Origin of the sequence: Actinomadura logoneensis, assembly GCF_003428695.1 — a bacterium.
GTDB lineage: Bacteria > Actinomycetota > Actinomycetes > Streptosporangiales > Streptosporangiaceae > Spirillospora > Spirillospora logoneensis.
Window position 1 is genome coordinate 1 of sequence record NZ_QURH01000192.1, and the last position, 17,540, is coordinate 17,540.

At 73.2% G+C, this 17,540-nt stretch carries 15 protein-coding genes and 1 riboswitch; of the genes, 8 read left to right on the plus strand and 7 right to left on the minus strand.

Annotation, left to right across the window (positions count from 1 at the left end; genetic code table 11):
• From DZF91_RS39640 to DZF91_RS10300, 6 genes are all read left to right on the plus strand, one after another.
• Positions 1 to 1,007 (plus strand): response regulator receiver protein (locus DZF91_RS39640; protein ID WP_117357245.1); only part of this gene is annotated, 1,007 nt, incomplete at its 5' end.
• Positions 1,008 to 1,180: 173 nt separating this feature from the next.
• Positions 1,181 to 3,061: an AAA family ATPase gene (locus tag DZF91_RS10275; RefSeq protein WP_117357246.1), complete on the plus strand. Its 1,881-nt coding sequence runs from the start codon at positions 1,181 to 1,183 to the stop codon at positions 3,059 to 3,061.
• Positions 3,062 to 3,147: 86 nt separating this feature from the next.
• A complete protein-coding gene (locus tag DZF91_RS10280; protein WP_117357247.1) occupies positions 3,148 to 3,858 on the plus strand; it encodes a 4Fe-4S single cluster domain-containing protein in 711 nt (236 codons plus the stop codon).
• On the plus strand, positions 3,855 to 5,189 hold the full coding sequence (locus DZF91_RS38850) for an FHA domain-containing protein (RefSeq protein ID WP_147341089.1): 1,335 nt from the start codon (positions 3,855 to 3,857) through the stop codon (positions 5,187 to 5,189). The genes DZF91_RS10280 and DZF91_RS38850 overlap by 4 nt, the downstream gene beginning before the upstream one ends.
• A 454-nt stretch (positions 5,190 to 5,643) precedes the next feature.
• Positions 5,644 to 6,360: a hypothetical protein gene (locus DZF91_RS10295; protein ID WP_117357250.1), complete on the plus strand. Its 717-nt coding sequence runs from the start codon at positions 5,644 to 5,646 to the stop codon at positions 6,358 to 6,360.
• 193 nt (positions 6,361 to 6,553) lie between these two features.
• Positions 6,554 to 8,719: a PIG-L family deacetylase gene (locus DZF91_RS10300; RefSeq protein ID WP_117357251.1), complete on the plus strand. Its 2,166-nt coding sequence runs from the start codon at positions 6,554 to 6,556 to the stop codon at positions 8,717 to 8,719.
• Positions 8,720 to 8,929: 210 nt separating this feature from the next.
• On the opposite strand, the gene typA is transcribed toward DZF91_RS10300, so the two are convergent.
• A complete protein-coding gene (gene typA, locus DZF91_RS10305; protein ID WP_117357252.1) occupies positions 8,930 to 10,786 on the minus strand; it encodes a translational GTPase TypA in 1,857 nt (618 codons plus the stop codon).
• 270 nt (positions 10,787 to 11,056) lie between these two features.
• A riboswitch (cyclic di-AMP (ydaO/yuaA leader) is annotated at positions 11,057 to 11,224 on the plus strand.
• A gap of 8 nt (positions 11,225 to 11,232) precedes the next feature.
• On the opposite strand from typA, the gene DZF91_RS10310 reads away from it, so the two are divergent.
• Positions 11,233 to 12,246 carry a C40 family peptidase gene (locus tag DZF91_RS10310; protein ID WP_117357253.1) on the plus strand — a complete coding sequence of 338 codons (1,014 nt, stop codon included), beginning with the start codon at positions 11,233 to 11,235 and terminating at the stop codon, positions 12,244 to 12,246.
• 129 nt (positions 12,247 to 12,375) lie between these two features.
• Here DZF91_RS10310 and DZF91_RS10315 read toward each other — a convergent pair whose 3' ends face one another.
• The 3 genes from DZF91_RS10315 to DZF91_RS10325 all read right to left on the minus strand — a co-directional run bounded on the left by DZF91_RS10315 (position 12,376) and on the right by DZF91_RS10325 (position 15,023).
• Entirely contained in the window at positions 12,376 to 12,768 is a 393-nt protein-coding gene (locus DZF91_RS10315) for a (deoxy)nucleoside triphosphate pyrophosphohydrolase (RefSeq protein WP_117357254.1), read from the minus strand.
• 161 nt (positions 12,769 to 12,929) lie between these two features.
• Complete coding sequence (locus tag DZF91_RS10320) at positions 12,930 to 13,673, minus strand: Mut7-C RNAse domain-containing protein (protein WP_117357260.1); 744 nt, start codon at positions 13,671 to 13,673, stop codon at positions 12,930 to 12,932.
• 78 nt (positions 13,674 to 13,751) lie between these two features.
• Positions 13,752 to 15,023, minus strand: a complete 1,272-nt coding sequence (locus DZF91_RS10325) for an amidohydrolase family protein (RefSeq protein ID WP_117357255.1) — start codon at positions 15,021 to 15,023, stop codon at positions 13,752 to 13,754.
• Between the two features lie 61 nt (positions 15,024 to 15,084).
• On the opposite strand from DZF91_RS10325, the gene DZF91_RS10330 reads away from it, so the two are divergent.
• Positions 15,085 to 15,603 carry a MarR family winged helix-turn-helix transcriptional regulator gene (locus tag DZF91_RS10330; RefSeq protein WP_158587900.1) on the plus strand — a complete coding sequence of 173 codons (519 nt, stop codon included), beginning with the start codon at positions 15,085 to 15,087 and terminating at the stop codon, positions 15,601 to 15,603.
• Between the two features lie 56 nt (positions 15,604 to 15,659).
• Here DZF91_RS10330 and DZF91_RS10335 read toward each other — a convergent pair whose 3' ends face one another.
• Genes DZF91_RS10335 through DZF91_RS43105 form a run of 3 tightly spaced genes read right to left on the minus strand, consistent with a single transcriptional unit; the run spans position 15,660 to position 17,538 of the window.
• Complete coding sequence (locus DZF91_RS10335) at positions 15,660 to 16,730, minus strand: C40 family peptidase (protein WP_117357257.1); 1,071 nt, start codon at positions 16,728 to 16,730, stop codon at positions 15,660 to 15,662.
• Positions 16,727 to 17,383 (minus strand): hypothetical protein, encoded by a 657-nt coding sequence (locus DZF91_RS10340; RefSeq protein ID WP_117357258.1) that lies wholly within the window; start codon positions 17,381 to 17,383, stop codon positions 16,727 to 16,729. Before DZF91_RS10340 ends, DZF91_RS10335 begins: the two co-directional genes overlap by 4 nt.
• On the minus strand, positions 17,383 to 17,538 hold the full coding sequence (locus DZF91_RS43105) for a KR domain-containing protein (protein ID WP_407920901.1): 156 nt from the start codon (positions 17,536 to 17,538) through the stop codon (positions 17,383 to 17,385). The genes DZF91_RS10340 and DZF91_RS43105 overlap by 1 nt, the downstream gene beginning before the upstream one ends.
• Positions 17,539 to 17,540 lie beyond the last annotated feature (2 nt).

Genomic DNA, 17,540 nt, shown 5'->3' on the forward strand with positions numbered 1-17,540 from the left:
CGCGGGGCCGCCGCCTCGCCGAGGTGCGGGACCTGGAGCGCGCGGTGCGGGAGGTCGTGGAGCGCAACGCGCGCATCCGGGCGCTCGCGGAACTGGGCGCCGAGGGCCTGCCCGACCCGCTCGCGCCGAGCGGCGACGACGCGGCGGACGAACTGACCGCGTGGTGCGCCCGCGCCGACGCCGCGCTGGACGAGGCCGAGGCCGCCCTCTCCCGGCGGATCGCCACCGACATCGGCACGCAGATCTTCACCGCCGAGGCGCTGACCAGCGACACCTCGTCCGCGACGCCCGATCCGCACGCGGCCTCCGCGACGCACGCGGCCTCCGCAGCGGACGCGGTGCCCGCGCGCATCGACGAGGCGCTGGAACGCGTCCTCGCCCGGCTGCTGCCGGACACGACCGAGCAGGACCGCCGCGACGTCGTCGAGGCCGCGCGGCTGCTCGCCGGGCCCGGCGCGGAATACGACGCCGAGACCGTCCTGACCGAGGTGCGGCTGCGCGTCCAGAAGGCGAACGAGAACGCCCGCGCGCGCCGCGAGGAGGCGCGCCGCGAGCAGGAGCGGCGGGACGCGCGCGAGCAGGCCGAGGCCGAGCGGCGGTACGTCCTGTCCGCCGTGACCCGGGCGTTCGAGGATCTCGGCTACGAGGTCCAGCAGAGCTTCGAGACCGTGACGGCCGACGACGGCTCGCTCGTGCTGTCCCGGGGCGACTGGCCCGACCACAGCGTCCGGATGCGGCTGGACGGCGAGGCGAAGCTGCGTGCGAAGATGATGCGCGCGACGCCCGTCCTCAGCGAGAACGACCGGCGCGTGGACGTGGAGCGCGAGCAGGAGTGGTGCGACGCGTTCGAGGAGGCGCGCGAGCGGCTCCGGGACGCGGGGATCGGTTCGGACGTGACCTGGCGGCTCGCCCCCGGCGTGGAGCGGCTCCCGGTGCGCGCCGAGGGGCGGCAGACCGGAACCCGGGCCGCCCGCGCGCGGGCGAGGGAGCGCCGCCCTGGAGAATGACCGCCGGGAGAATGACCGCCCGGAGAACGGCCGCCGGGAGAACGGCCGCTTGGAGAATGGCCGCCCGGGAACGGCCGCCTGACAATGGTCGTCTGGAGACGACCGCCCTGGAGACGCCCGCCCCGGAGCACGACCGTGGCGACCGCGCCGACGACGACCGGAAGAAGTGAACGTTGAGTATCGAGTCCCCCACCCTCGGCGGCCGGCTGCCGGGATGGCCGCCGTTCATCCGCGAGCTGGACGCGACGCTGGCGGTCCACTCCCAGTACGTCCTGTCGGGGAACCTGTACGACAGCTTCCTCGCCCCCGGGGACGGCGCCGCCCCGGCGCGGCTGCTGCCGCTGCGCGACCTGCTGTGGGAGTCGCTGCGGTCCAGCGGCTACGCGTTCATGGTCGTGTACGACGCCGTGGACGGCATCCAGATCCATCCGCCGACGGCGGCCGACGAGGCGCAGCGGCTGCTCGGCCGGGTCAAGCCCGACGACAAGCCGTCCCTGGAGGCGCTGACCCGGCACCTGGCGGCGGTCGCGCGCCCCGTCGAGGACGTCCGGGCGGCGTTCGTGATCGACTCGGCGTCCCGGATCGCGCGGACGCCGACCGACCTGGAGCCCGCCGAGCGCGACTTCTTCCGGTACTGCGCGAAGCTGTCGCGGACGGCCCGTCCGGTGCGGGTCGCGGGCGGCCAGCGGCCGAAGCCGCTGTACAACCCGGTGCTCTGGCTGGTGGACCGGCCGGGCGACCTGCCGCCGTGGCTCACCGCCGAGAACGAGAACGTCCGCGAGATCACCATCCCGCGCCCGCACCTGGGCGACCGGCAGGAGACCGCGCGGCTGCTGGCCCGCGCGTTCGGGGTGACCGACGTCGGCGCGGACGAGGCCGCCGCGCGGGCGTGCGACGCGTTCGCCGAGCAGGCGGACGGCCTGACCCTGCAGTCGATGATCGAGGTGACCCGGCTGGCCAAGGAGCGCAACGTCTCGCTCACCGACCTGCCGGACGCCGTCCGCACCTACAAGCTCGGCGTGCTGGACAACCCGTGGAGCCGCGGCCACCTGCGCCGCCGCGTCCTGGAGGGCGAGAAGCGCGTCCCGGAGCGGGTGATCGGGCAGCCGCAGGCGGTCACCAAGACCCTCGACATCCTCAAGCGCGCGGTGCTCGGGCTGTCCGGCGCGCAGGCGACCCGGTCGGGCTCGCGCCCGCGCGGCGTGCTGTTCTTCGCCGGGCCGACCGGCGTCGGCAAGACCGAGCTGGCCAAGGCGATCACCGAGCTGGTGTTCGGGGACGAGTCGGCCTACCTGCGCTTCGACATGAGCGAGTTCTCCGGCGAGGGCTCCGGGGACCGGCTGATCGGCTCGCCGCCCGGGTACGTCGGGCACGAGGCGGGCGGCGAGCTGACCAACGCCGTCCGGGAGGACCCGTTCCGGGTGATCCTGTTCGACGAGATCGAGAAGGCGCACCCGCGCATCCTGGACAAGTTCCTGCAGATCCTGGAGGACGGGCGGCTCACCGACGGGCGCGGCAACACCGTCCACTTCTCCGAGGCGATCCTGATCTTCACCTCGAACCTGGGGATGTTCGTCCCGGCGCACGACCCGACCGGCGGCGGCGCGGCGGGCCGGGTCCGCAACGTGGTCCCGGGCATGCCGTACGAGGACGTCGAGCAGCGCATCAAGGGCGCGGTCGCCGACCACTTCACCGAGGTGCTGAACCGGCCCGAGCTGCTCAACCGGTTCGGCGACAACATCGTGGTGTTCGACTTCATCGGCGCGGAGGCCGCGGACCGGATCTTCGACCTCCAGTTCGCCAACATCTGCCGTCGGGTCGCCGAGGAGCACCGGCTCGTCCTGACGGTGAAGCGCGAACCGCTCGGCACGCTGCGCGAGTGGTGCACCGCGGAGCTGGACAAGGGCGGGCGGGGCATCGGCATGGCGCTGGAGTCCTCCTTCGTGAACCCGCTGGCCCGCGCGCTGTTCGACCGCGACCTCTCCCCGAACGAGGAGATCACCGTGGTCGGCGTCCGCCGCGAGGGCAGCATCGTCCACCTGGACATCTCGTGAGCCGCGGGCACGGCGACGTGCCGCCCGGGCATGGGGACCGGGCCATGAGGAGCAGACCGTGAGGACCAAGCCGTGAGGGCCGGGGCGTGACCGATCTCCTGCTGGCCAAGGCGCACTACCCGGTGACCACGCTCGGCCCCGGGACGCGGGCGGGCATCTGGACGCAGGGCTGCACGCTGCACTGCACGGGCTGTGTGTCCCGCGACACGTGGGACGCCGACCCCGCCAAGGCCGTCCCCGTGGAGGCCGTCCTCGGCTGGCTGCGCTCGCTGCCCGAACCGCTGGAGGGCGTCACGATCTCCGGCGGCGAGCCCTTCCAGCAGCCGGAGGCGGTGCTGGAACTGGTCTCCGGCGTCCGCGCCTGGCAGCGTGAGCGCGGCCATGAGAGCATTCCGTTGGACATTCTCATCTACAGCGGATATGTCTACACACGGCTCTCGCGCTCCCTCGCGGCCCGCGAGATCCTGAACAGGTGCGACGCCGTCATCACGGGGCCGTACGTCGACCGGCTCAATCCGGAGGGGCGACACTCCTCGGCGGGGTCCCTACTCTGGAGGGGGTCGGCCAACCAACGCGTGGTGCCGCTGTCCGAGCTCGGGCGGCGGCGTTACGCCGAGGCGGCCGGGAACGAAACGAACCGGGACGACACGCCCCGCATGCAGGTGTCCGTGGACGAGGGGCCGGAGGGAAGGCGGGTGTACTACATCGGGATCCCGCGACGAGGTGACCTCGATCACCTCACATCGACGCTGGAACAGGCCGGAGTGCGCGCGGGGGATGTGTCATGGAGACCATGAACTGCCCATACTGCAATGAATCGGTACAGCCGGGAGATCTGCTGTGCCTGAGCTGCGGCGCGAACCTGGCCCGTCCGGGCGCCCAGCAGCCGCACCAGCACGCCGGCGGCCAGGGCTACGGCGACCAGGCCCCGCCCCGCACCCCGCCGCCCCCCGCGCCCGGCCAGCCCGGTTCGCACGGCGGCCCTCAGGGCGGTCAGCACGGCGGTCAGCCCGGCGGTCAGCACGGCGGTCAGCCCGGCGGCCAGCACGGCGGCCCTTCGCCGTACGGGCAGCAGGGCGGTTACGGCCAGCCCCCGCAGGGCGGGCAGCCCCCGTACCAGCAGGGCGGCCAGCCCGACTACGGGCAGCAGCCCGACTACGGCCAGCCGCAGCGCCAGCAGCAGCCGGACCCGTGGGGCCCGCCGCCCCAGCAGCCCGCCGACCCGTGGGGTCCCCCGGCGCAGGGCGGCTACGGCCAGCAGCCCCCGCAGCCGCCCGGTGGCGGCCAGCACGGCGGCCAGCCCGACTACGGGCAGCAGCCGGACTACGGGCAGCCCCCGCAGCACGGCGGGCAGCCCGACTACGGTCGCGGCGGCCAGCCTGACTACGGCCAGCCTCAGCACGGCGGCCAGCCTGACTACGGCCAGCCTCAGCACGGTGGTCAGCACGGCGGCCAGCCCGACTACGGCCAGCCGCCGCAGCACGGCGGCGCGCCCGACTACGGCCAGCCGCCGCAGCACGGCGGCGCGCCCGACTACGGGCAGCCGCCCGCTCCGCCGCAGGACCCGTGGGGCGCTCCCCCGCCCGCCGCTCCCCAGGACCCGTGGGGCGCGCCGCAGCCCGGTTACGGCCAGCCGCCCGGTCCCGGCGGCCAGCCGATGCACCCGCACGGCCGGGAGCAGACGCTCCTGCCGCCGGAGGCCCAGGGCGGTCGCCGTCCCGACAGCACGGCGATGATGTGCCCCTACTGCGAGGCGGTGCTGGCCAACCCGGCCGCCGCGCAGTGCGACTCGTGCCTGCGTCCGCTGCCGGGCAAGGGCGCGCCGACGCTGCGGGTGCAGTTCCCGACGGGCGAGCTGAAGGTCGCGGCCGGGCAGAGCCTGGTGCTCGGACGGGACGCGGGCCAGTCCCCCGTCGCGTCGACGTTCACGCCCTACGACAACGTCTCGCGGCGGCACTCGACGGTCTGGCTCGACCAGCAGGGCACCGCGTGGGTCCGCGACGAGGGCTCCACGAACGGCACCTTCGTCAACGGCGAGCGCCTCCCCCCGCGGGTGGACGCCCCGCTCCGCGACGGCGACCAGCTCCGGCTCGCCGCCGACGTGGCGGGCAACGTCATGCTCAACTGAGCCCCGCCCCTCGCGCTCCGCGAACCACCGCCACGGCGGCCCGGAACCCTCCGGGCCGCCGTTGTCCTTTCGTGATCATCTACGCGCAAACTCCCCCCGAACCGGCGGCGTCAGTGAATGTGTGCCAAAAAGCGGCTCGCATCACTCCGGAAAGGAGGTCCATGCGCATCAACCCCTGAGCGGTCGGCGCGGCCACGAGGCTCTCGGAAGGGCTTCAAAGGCCGTCGCGTGTCCATCGAATACCGCTTCACGGGCGGCGACCGCCTGAATGACATGCCGCTCTGGCACGGCATCTCAACCATGAATCGGGCGCGAAAGACCACTTCCGCACCCGAATCAACGTCGGCGTGGAGGCCAAGCCGTTCCATGCCGCCCCACGTTCCATGGCGACGCGGGTCACCACGTGACCTGGCCGGTCACGCCGACTCCATTCCCCTCAATGAAAGTGATGTCAATGCGCAAGTCTCTGCTCTTCGCGAGCACCGCCGCCGTCGCCGTCGGCCTGGTGGCCGCCCCGGCGTCCGCCAACGCCGCCGCCAGGACCCCGACCGCGGTCACCTTCGGGATGTCCACCACGGCGAACGCCGGGCTGACCATCTCCGGCAAGCTCACCGCCGTCAAGGGCACCGTCCCGGCCGGCAAGTGGCTGACGGCGGAGTGCTACTCGCTCCAGCAGCACAAGTGGCTGACGATCAAGCCGCAGAGCGGCCAGAAGCCCCTCGTCACCAAGGCCGGAGGCGCGTTCTCCAGCAAGCTGACCGCCAACTGCGCGCACGGCTACTACCGGGTCCGCTTCCCCGGAGACCCGACGCTCGCGCCGTCCACCAGCCCGAAGGTCCTCGACAAGCGCATCAACGCGATGGTCTTCGGCTGGAAGGTCACCCCGCGGACGGTCCGCAAGGGCGGCTATGTCTACGTCAGCGGGACGCTCAAGCAGGACGTGAAGCCCGGTAAGTACGTGCCGTTCAAGGGCCAGCGCGTCTACCTGCTCATCAAGGTCAAGGGAGTGAACCACTGGGAGTGGTTCGCGGCCCCGAAGACCGACGCGAAGGGCCACTTCAGCGGTCGCGTGCGCCTCTACAAGAACGCCACCTTCGGCTTCCTCTACAAGGGCGACAAGACCCACTACTACGACTCGCCCCTGAAGGGCACCCCCGTGTCCGTCCGATAGTGCGCGATCTGTAACAGAACAGCGGCGGTCCGGAGTTTCCGGGCCGCCGTTGTCTTTTCGTGACCTGAGCAGCTCAACCTGACGATGAGTTCGTGCATCATCCAATGTGCGCGTTTGTCGCCAATTGCATAACTCGGTGTCACGGGGCCGCCACGATCCGGCCCGGTGCGCCGCGGAACGGCCGGGAGGTCGCTTGAAGCGGGGAGTCCGTGCGGTCGAGGCGATATTCGCCCTGGGCGCGCTCGGTGCGATGTCGTCGCTGGTGGCGGTGTTCCCGGACGGCCGCGGCACGCACACCGCCGCGCGCGGGAAGGTGGCGGACCGGGCGGGCCGCGTGTTCGCCGACGGCGTCCGTCCCCCGACCGGGAAGGAGCCGGCCGCGGCCGTGCCCGCGGGCGGGACGGGCGGGCACTGGTCGGGCTCGGGCGGCCGCTTCATGCAGTTCGTCGCGCACCAGGACGACGACTCGCTGTTCTTCTACCCGGACATGATCCGGTCCGCGGCGACCGACTCGACGACCGTGTACCTGACCAGCGGCGAGGCCACCGGACGCCAGTACCGCAACCGCTGCGTGTACGGCCGGCACCGCGAGGACGGCGCGCGCGCCGCGTGGGCGCGGAACGCGCGGCTGCCGAACCTGTGGACGCGGACGCCGCTGCGGCTGCCCGGCGGGCAGCTCGTCGAACTGGACACGCTGAACAGCGCCGCCAACATCCGGCTCGTCTTCTTCCGGCTGCACGAGGCCGGCGACAAGCCCGCGATGCTGCGCACGTCGTCGCTGGAGAAGCTCTCCCACGGCCTCGGCGCGGCCACGACGCTGGGCTCGGAACACACCGACGGCCCCGGCTGCGACCCCCGGTACGTCCGGCAGCGGTTCGACCGGCGGCAGCTCGAGGACGCCCTGACCTGGCTCATGCAGCGCTTCGGCCCGACCGTCGTGATGGCGCAGGACCCGAAGTCGCCGCCGGTCAAGGGGAAGTTCACGCACGTCGTGACGACGATGGGCGACCACACCGACCACCGGGGCGCGGGCCGCCTGGTCGCCGACGCGGCGGCGCGGTACGCCGGTCCGCAGCGGGACGGGAGCGTCCTGGTGCGGTACTACCGGGACTACAACGTCCGGTCGTCGCCGCCGAACCTGGGCACGGTGACGCCCGCGAAGCGGCAGTTGTTCCTGACCTACCTCGGCCCGCAGGGCGTCAACGACCCCGGGCCGAACCCGAACAACCCGACCTTCTACACCCTGTTCTACGCGCGCCAGTACACCCGCTGGACGAACGGAACGAACTGGGCGCTCCTGGACGGCGCGAAGCGGCTCAACGCGTTCGGCGTGCTGGGCGACCGGGTCGCGCAGTGGCAGCAGGCCCGGCCCGGCGGCCCCTGGACCGGCCCGGCGTTCGTCCCCGGCGCGGGCCTCGCCCCGTACGTGACGGCCGTCCGGGACCAGCGGGGACTGCTGCACCTGTTCGCCCTGCGGATGTCCGACGACGCGATCGTGACGGCCTCGCAGAAGCCGTCCGGCGGCTGGACGGGCTGGTGGTCGCTCGGCAACCCCGACCCCGGCGCGGGGCTGACGGTCGGCTCGCCCGCCGCCGCGGTCGGGCCGGGCGGGGAGCTGACGGTGGCGGTCCGCGACCTGGCCGGCGGCGTGAGCGTGAAGACGCGGCGCGGGAACGCCTGGGAGGACGACTGGACGCACCTGGCCGCCAAGGGCGTGCGGGACGGCGTCGCCGCCGTCGCCGACGCGTCCGGCCGGGTCTCGGTGTTCGCGCCGACCGACACGGGCGTCGCGCAGTGGCGGCAGCAGAGCCCCGGGGAGCCGTTCGTCCGCGTGGCCGGCGGCGTCGGCGGCCAGCCCGCCGGGCCGCTGACGGCGGCCGTGGACGCGACGGGCGCGGCCCGCGTCTACTACCCGTCCGCCGGGGCGGGCGCGACGGTGACGCAGGCCGACAACGGCATGCGCCCCGACGCGCTGGGCGGCCCGGCGACGTTCGAGGGCACGGCGGCGGCCGGCGGGGCGGGCGCGACGGTGACGCAGGCCGACAACGGCATGCGCCCCGACGCGCTGGGCGGCCCGGCGACGTTCGAGGGCACGGCGGCGGCCGGCAGCGGCCGGCGGACCGTCCTGGCGGCGCGGACGACCGACGGCGCGCTCGCCCTTGGTGTCCAGAACGCCCCGTACGGCCCGTACGCGTGGTCCACGCGGCGGGCGGACGTCATGGGGTCACCCGCCCTCGCCTACGACGCGCAGGGCCATCTGGTGGTCCTGGCGTTCGGCGGCGACGCGCGGCTGCACACGATGCGCGCGACGACCCCGGGCACCGCGACGTCCTTCACCGACTGGACCCGCGTCGGCTGACCCGCTCCGGCGGCGACCCGGCTCGGCCGCGTCTCCGCCTGAGGCCCGGAGCAGCCGCGCCGACCCGGAGCAGCCGCGCTGGCCCGGGTCAGCCGCGGCGACCCGGAGCAGTCGCGGCGAAGCGAAACGGCCCCCGCCTTCCGGCGGGGGCCGTTCACGTTCTCCCGGTCGTCGGCCGACGCCGGGGGCGGCGGCCGGCGCTCCGCGGCGTCAGCCGGCGTTGCGCTTGGCGCGGGCGCGCGTGCGCTCGCGCTCCTTGGCGTCCAGCACGATCTTGCGGATGCGGACGAAGGACGGCGTGACCTCGACGCACTCGTCGTCCCGGATGAACTCCAGGCTCTCCTCGAGGGTGAGGATCCGCGGCGGGGTCAGCGTCTCGGTCGTCTCGGCCGTGGAGGAGCGGACGTTGGTCTTCTGCTTCTCCTTGGTGATGTTGACGTCCATGTCGTCGGCGCGCGAGTTCTCGCCGACGATCATGCCCTCGTACACCTCGGTGGTCGGGCCGACGAAGAAGGTGCCGCGCTCCTGCAGGTTCAGGATGGCGTAGCCGGTCGCGGCGCCCGCGCGGTCGGAGACCAGCGAGCCGCTCGGACGGGTGCGGAGGTCGCCGAACCAGGGCTCGTAGCCCTCGAAGACGTGGTGCGCCATGCCGGTGCCGCGGGTCTCGGTCATGAACTCGGTGCGGAACCCGATCAGGCCGCGCGCCGGGACCAGGAACTCCATCCGGATCCAGCCGGTGCCGTGGTTGGTCATGTGCTCCATGCGGCCCTTGCGGACGGCCATGAGCTGGGTGACCGCGCCGAGGTGCTCCTCGGGGATGTCGATGGTGAGGCGCTCGACCGGCTCGTGCTTCTTGCCGTCGATCTCCTTGGCGACCACCTGCGGCTTGCCGACGGTCAGCTCGTAGCCCTCGCGGCGCATGTTCTCGACCAGGATGGCGAGCGCCAGCTCACCGCGGCCCTGCACCTCCCAGGCGTCCGGGCGCTCGGTCGGCAGCACCTTCAGCGACACGTTGCCGACCAGCTCGCGGTCGAGGCGGTCCTTGACCAGGCGTGCGGTGACCTTGGTGCCCTTCTCCCGGCCGGCCAGCGGCGAGGTGTTGGTGCCGAGGGTCATCGAGATCGCGGGCTCGTCCACGGTGATCAGCGGGAGCGGGCGCGGGTCCTCCGGGTCGGCGATGGTGTCGCCGATCATGATCTCCGGGATGCCGGCGATCGCGATGATGTCGCCCGGCCCGGCCTCGTCGGCGGGCTTGCGGGTGAGCGCCTCGGTCATCAGCAGCTCGGTGATCTTGACCCGCTCGACGCTGCCGTCGTGCCGGCACCAGGCGACCTGCTGGCCCTTCTTGATCACGCCGTTGTGCACGCGGCACAGCGCGATCCGGCCGAGGTAGCTGGAGGCGTCCAGGTTGGTGACGTGCGCCTGCAGCGGGGCGTCCACGTCGTAGGACGGCGCGGGGATGGTCTCCTTGATGACCGTGAACAGCGGCTCGAGGTCCTCGCTGTCGGGCAGCTCGCCGTCGCCGGGCTTGGTCAGCGAGGCGCGGCCGGCGCGGCCGGAGGCGTAGACGATCGGGAAGTCGATCTGGTCCTCGGCGGCGTCGAGGTCCATGAACAGCTCGTAGGTCTCGTCCACGACCTCGTCGATGCGGGCGTCGGGGCGGTCGGTCTTGTTCACGACCAGGATGACCGGGAGCTTGGCCTCCAGGGCCTTGCGCAGGACGAACCGGGTCTGCGGCAGCGGGCCCTCGCTGGCGTCCACCAGCAGGACGACGCCGTCCACCATGGACAGGCCGCGCTCGACCTCGCCGCCGAAGTCGGCGTGGCCGGGGGTGTCGATGATGTTGATCGTCATCCCGGCGTGCCGGACCGCGGTGTTCTTGGCCAGGATCGTGATGCCCTTCTCACGCTCCAGGTCGTTGGAGTCCATGACGCGGTCGTCCACGTCCTGGTTCTCGCGGAACGCGCCGGACTGCCAGAGCATGGCGTCGACCAGCGTGGTCTTGCCGTGGTCGACGTGGGCGACAATGGCGACGTTCCGGAGGTCGTCGCGCGTGGAGAAGGGCATGCGGTTTCGCCTTGGGTGAGAGGTCGGGATCGGCCGCAGACGTGCGACCACTCCAGTTTACTCGGCGGATAAAGGAGCCTGGTCGTCCCGAGACGCCGCGAGGCCCCGAAACGCCGTCACTCCGGCCTCAGAAGCCCCTCCGCCATCCCCTGCCCCACCGGCACCAACCGCTACCAATAAGACACTTTGCGTGACTGTTTGGCCATTTTTGAACTTCCTTTGTAGTCTTCCCCGCAGATCCGGCCGTGCCGAAGCCCCGTCCAAGGGGCTGCGACCGGACCGCCGAATCCCGCGAGGGAACCGGGGACCCACACCCCGGGGTGAATCGGCGCACGTCACGGGCGTCCTCAACCGGGACGGCGCCGCGCCGTGCGGCGTAGGGCGACTCCTGGCCCGAACCCGTCAGCTAACCCGGTAGGCGGCACACGAAGAGGAGAACACCGGCCTTGGCCAAGGACCCCCAGCGCCGCCGCGTGGTACTCGCGGCCGCCACCGTCCTCGCGCTCGGACTCGGGGTCGCCGCTCCCGGCGCCGCCCACGCCGCGCCGACGGCCCCCCGGGCACCCCAGGCGCCGCCGTCCCCCGGCAAGCCCTCCGAGTCCGACCTGAAGAAGCAGCTCCAGCAGCTCCAGGACGAGGCGGAGAAGCTCACCGAGCAGTACAACAAGTCCCGCGTCGAGCTCGGCAAGGCCCAGAAGGCCGAGCGGGACGCCACCCGCCGCGCGGACGCCCTGGAGGCGCAGGCCGCCCCCGCCCGCGCCGCGCTCGGCCGGGTCGCCGCGAACCAGTACATGAGCGGCGGCGGCCCCGACGTGATCTTCGCGGGCGGCGGCACCGACGGCGGCGGACTGTCCGACACCGCCTACCTCGCGCAGAACCGCGCGGGCGCCGTGCAGCGCCTGCAGACCCTGATCGACCAGGCCAACAAGGCCAAGTCGGACGCCCAGGCGCAGACCGCCAAGGTCAAGCAGGCCGCCGACCAGGCCGACGCGGCCCGCAAGACCACCAAGGGCAAGATCGACCAGGTCCAGAAGCTGCTGGACAAGCTGAACATCACCCGGACCAAGGACCCGACGTCCGGCTACACCGTGACCGTCCGGGGCAGCGGCCTGCCGCAGAAGATGCTGCGCAAGGCCCTCGGCAAGCTCGGCTCGCCCTACGTCTGGGCCGCCGCCGGACCCACCACCTTCGACTGCTCCGGCCTGGTCATCTGGGCCTACGACCAGGTCGGCAAGCCGGGCCTGCCGCACTACACCGGCGACCTGTTCCAGCTCGGCCACAAGGTGGACCGCGGCTCGCTGCGCCAGGGCGACCTGGTCTACTTCGGCGGCAACCTGCACCACATGGGGATCTACGCGGGCAACGGCCTTTACCTCCACGCCCCGCAGACCGGCGATGTGGTGAAGGTCTCCAAGCTGTCGGACCGCTCGGACTTCGCGGGCGCGAACCGCATCGAGTAGCCCGTCCCTCTTCCCTCGACGACCGGCGTCCGCCAGACGGCCGCCGGTCGTCCTGTTCTCCGCCCTCTGCTCTTTGCCCTCTGCTCTTTGCCCTCTGCTCTCCGCCCGTGGCCTGGACCCCGGCCGGGGTCAGCGGGAGAGGTGCGGGACGATCGCCTCGACGACCGGCAGGTCGCCGGGAAGCCACTCCACCGTGTAGAGCTCGTCCGCCGCGAGCCAGCGCAGCGCGAGGTGCTCCAGGGCCCTCGGCTCGCCCGACTCCACGGTCGCGGTCCAGACCCGCAGGACGGTCCCGGCGGGCCCGAGCGGCCAGTCGCCGCCGATCCGCTCGCCCAGCGCCACCCGGACGCCGAGCTCCTCCTCGCACTCGCGGACGAGCGCCTGCTCGTCGGACTCGCCCGGGTCGACCTTGCCGCCCGGGAACTCCCATCCGCCGGCGAGCTCCGCCGGGGCCGCCCGCTGCGCGGCCAGCAGCCGCCCGTCCGAGATGATCGCCGCTCCCACCACCACGCTCACGCTCATGGACCGTCATCATGCCGTCTCCATGACCGTCCCGTGGGGCGGGGGCCGCACTCGCCCGGGGCGGCGGCTCGGCCGATACGGGCGGCGATTCGGCGGGGCGGCGGCTCAGCGGGACGGGCGGCGATTCGGCGGGGCGGCGGCTCAGCGGGACGGGCGGCGGCTCAGCGGGAGGGGGTGGCGGCGCGGGCCCGCGCCACGGTCTCCCGCGCGACCTCCACGATCTCCCGCAGGTGGTCGCCGTGCGCGCCCCGCCAGTACACGCGCCCGCAGTCGGCGCAGCGCCCGTAGGCGTCGTAGCTGCGGCGCGTCCCCTCGGCGAGCTCCCGTTCGATCTCGGCCTTGTCCACCGGGACGAGCACGCCGTTGCAGGCGGTGCAGCGCGTCCACGGGGCCAGGTCCGGCGCGAACCGCTCCAGCAGGTCGCGGAGCTGGTCGTCCGGACGCGAGCTGCGGACGTACGCGCCGAGCCACAGCGCGCGCCGCATGAGCAGCCCGCGGTCCTGGGTGAGCAGGACGCGCCGCTCCTCGTTCGCCTGGACGACCAGCTCCGGGTCGTCCATGTCGTTGTGGTAGGCGGTGTCGAGGCCGATCAGCCGCATCCGCCGGGCGAGCGTGCCGAGGTGGACGTCCAGCAGGAAGCGCGGCGCGGTCTGCCCCGGCTCCAGCGGGACCTCCTGCGGGCGCGCGACCGGGCCGACCCGCACGACCGCCCCGGACGCCGGGCGGTGCGCCGGTTCGACGGGCGCGCCGTCCGCGGTCAGCGTCCCGACCTCGGGCAGCGGGACGCCGAGGGACTCGATGACGTGTCCCAGGCTCGACGTCCCGTCCCACGCCACCCGCTGGCGCTCGCGCCGACGCGCCGCGGGCAGGAACATGAGGAGTTCGGGCGCGATTTCCAGTGTCATGTCCGGCTCGTCCACGCCGCCAGCATGCCACGCCACCCCCACCCGCCACTCCCCTATTTCCCCGCCCGCGTCCTCGGGCTACGCGGGGGCGGCGGTCCGGGTCACGTGGGCGGCGGACTCGGCGAGGCGGTCGAGCGCGGACCGGACGTCCGCGACCAGGTTCCCGTCGCGCTTGACGACGCGTCCGGCGACCAGCACGGTGTCCACGGCACGCGTGTCGGCGTACAGAACGACCGCCGCGACCGGGTCGTGGACGGGCGCGACGCCGGGCAGGTCGGTGCGCAGCAGGACCAGGTCGGCCTGCCGTCCGGGCGCGATCTCCCCGGTGACGTCGCCGAGCCCCGCCGCCCGCGCGCCGTCGCTCGTCGCCATGCGCAGCGCGTCCGCCACCGTGAAGCCGAGGCCCGCGCCGTCCGGACGGGCCCGCTCGGTGAAGTAGGCGGCGCGCATGAGGCTGAACATGTCGCCCCCGGTGCTCGTCACCGCGTCGGCGCTCAGGCCGGTCGGGATGCCCGCGGCGCGGGCGCGTCCGGTGGCGGGCGGGCTGAACCCCATCGCGGTCTCGATCGCGGGCGAGACCGCGACCGTGCCGCCGTGGTCGGCGATGCGCTGGAACTGCTCGGCGGTGTAGTCGTTGGCGTGGACGTACATGGTGCCGGGCGTCCAGAGCCCGGTCTCGTCCAGGAAGGCCAGCCCGGCGCGCGCGGTCTCCTGGCCGTGGCCGCCCATGTGGACGGTGATCATCGCGTCCAGGTCGCGCGCGGTCAGCCACTCCTCGCGGGCGAGGTCGAGGTCGCCGAAGTCGGGGCCGAGGGCGGCCACGGCCATCCGCACCAGGCCGTCCCCGCACGCGTCGCGGACGCGCTTGGACTCGCCGGCGCGGGACGCCTCGCCCCCGGCGTGCCGGTAGCCGTACACCGCGCGGATCCCGGCGTCGCGCAGCGCCTGGACGTTCGCGTCGGTGTGTTCCGGCGAGACCGGTCCGTGCGCCCAGTCCACGACCGTCGTGACGCCGGAGTCGAGCGCTTCGAGCGCCGAGCCGAGCACACCCGCGTAGACGTCCTGGGGGCGGAACGCCGGTCCGAGGCGGCCGAGCACGCGGTCGAGGTAGGCGTGCAGCGACGTGTCCGGGAGGACGCCGCGGATCGCGCCCTGCCACATGTGCCGGTGGGTGTCCACGAAGCCGGGCAGCACGATCCGCCCGGACGCGTCGATCACCTCCGCGCCGTCGGGGACGGGGAGGCCGGGGCCGACGGCCGCGATGACGCCGTCCCGGACGAGCACGTCGGCGACGCCGAGGACGCGCGGGCTCAGCACGAGCCCGCCCTGGATCAGAAGGGGGGTTGTCATGCCCGAAAGCTTAAAGAGAAGCTTTCTAGAAAGCAATATGGATGAGGGTATCCTCGGCTCCGTGCAGCACGATCGGGACGGCCACCGCGACGACATCGACTCCCTCGCCGACACCTGGCGCGCCGACGGCCTGAACGAGACGATCATCGCGATGCTGGAGCTCGGCAAGCGGGCCGGACGGCTGAACAACCTCGTCCAGCAGGCCGTCCGCGCCGAGCTCACCGACCTCGGCCTGACCTACGCCGAGTTCGAGGTGCTGACCGTCCTGCGCCGCGCGGGGAGCCCCTACCGGCTGCGCCCGACCGACCTCACCCGCTCGGCGTTCCTCACCTCCGGCGGCACCAGCAACGTGCTGCAGCGGCTGGAGAAGGCGGGGCACGTCGAACGCGGCGCCGACGAGGGCGACGGCCGGGGCCGCTGGGTGCGGCTCACCGACCAGGGCCTGCGCCTCACCGAGGAGGCCCTGGTCGCCAGCGGCACCGCGCACCACGACGTCCTCAGGACGGTCCCCACCGAGCGGCTGCGCGCCGCCGCCGACGCCCTCCGCGACGTCCTCAACCCGATCACCCCCCGCCGCTGACCCCGCGGCGCCCGCACGGAACGGCCGCCGGCCGCCGGGGCGTCCGGCGGGAGGCGTCAGCCGCCGGGCTGGCCGGCGGACGTCAGGCGGGCGAGCTGCGTCTTCAGCTGCTTGGTCGCGAGCGGGCGGGTGACCCCGATCCAGTCGCCCCGGTTGTAGGGGGTGACGCCGATGTTCGGGACGCACGCGGAGCAGCGCGCCACGACCATGCGGTTCTTGCCGATGACCATGCCGACGTGGCCGGGGTTGTCCGAGGACGTGCCCGGACCGGAGTTGAAGAAGACCAGGTCGCCCGGCTGCTCCTGCCCCTTGGGGATCTTCTGGCCGAACGGCCACTGCTCGAACGTCGTGCGCGGGATGCTGAGCCCCACCGACTTGTAGGCCGCCTGCAGCAGGCTGGAGCAGTCCCAGGCGTCCGGACCGGCGGCGCCGAAGATGTAGCGCTTGCCGCGCTGCGCCATCGCGAACGCGATGATCTGGCGGATGATCCCGGACGCGTTCGACGGGAGCTGGTCGTCCTGGCAGTCCACGCCGTTCGACTGGACGACCTTGAAGTTGCCGTTGGCGTACTTCCCGGCCCAGTCGAGGACGAGGTTCACGTAGTCCCAGGAGTGGTTGTACATGAAGATCGCGGTCTTCATGCGCTCCGGGGCGCCGTTGTGCTTGAGGTAGGCGGCGGCGGTGTAGATCGCGTCCGCCGGGTCGTACAGGTTCTTCTTGCCGTCGTGGTCGCCGTCCACCGCGAACGCGTCGAACGTCGACTTCAGGAACTGCATCGGGCCGCCCGCGCCCGCGTAGTTCGTGCCGCTCTTGACGCCCTGCTCCCCCGACGTCCCGTGGACGGTCTCGACCCGTCCGACCCCGGCGAGGATGTTCCACGGGATGCCGTAGCTCTTGCCCGCCGCCTGGTACAGCGCCAGGTAGTTCGCCGGGATGCCGCGCGCGTCGTCGGAGGTGTCCGGCTGCGAGGAAGCGCCGGAGGTGTCGACGCAGCCGCCGCTGCCCGCGCCGCCCCCGCCGAACATGAACTGGCTCGCGCCGAACAGCACCGGGACCAGCATCAGGGAGGCGAACAGCGCCGCGGCGGCGGCCAGCGCCGTGACGGCCAGCACCCGGGTCCGGGTCATCCCCTACCGCCCCCTCCGGTGTCGCCGGCCTGGCCGACGTCGGCGGGTTCGAACGCCGAGACCTTCAGGGCGTTGCCGTCGCGCGCGACCGTCACCGCCCACTGCTTGCTGTCGTCGCCCCCGCCGCCGGCCTTGGTGATCCGCTGCTTCCCGGTGACCAGGAAGATGATGGAGTTGTTGCCGATGTCGCGCACCTGGTCGAGCGTCGCGGTGCAGGACGCGACCGTCTGCTCCTGCTGCCGCTGCTGCCGGATGCCCGGCGCCGCGAACCCCTGCGCGACCTGCTGCGCGACCTGCTCGCTGACCAGCGGCCGCAGCCGCGCCGCGTACGCGTCCGGCTGCTCGTCGAACCGGTACGTCCCGTAGGCGGCGACGAACTTCTGCGCGGTGTCGGCGGCGGTCGCGAACTCCTGCTGGGAGAACGGCAGCAGCCGGTAGATGTCGAAGTTCCCGGCGTTGACCTGGGCCGTGATCCCCTGGGGCGGGGAGGCGGGCGCCGCCGGGCCGCCCCCGGACACGGGCGCGGGCCGCGCCGTGCGGTGGGACGGTTCGTGCCGGGTCGGCGACGCCACCGTCAGGTACACCCCGACGGCGGCGAGCACCACGACCAGCACCCCGAAAACGATCTTCCGTTGGCGGTCCGACAGGTTCATCACTCGTCCCGATCGACCGGACGCAGCCAGAACGGGATCGGCGGCTCGCCCTCACCGCCGGAGCGCCGTCCGCCGGTGTCGCAGGCGTCGTTCGCGGCGGCGTAGTCGGCCTGCCCCCGGTTCCCGTACACCCCCACGACGCTGCCGAACACCACGA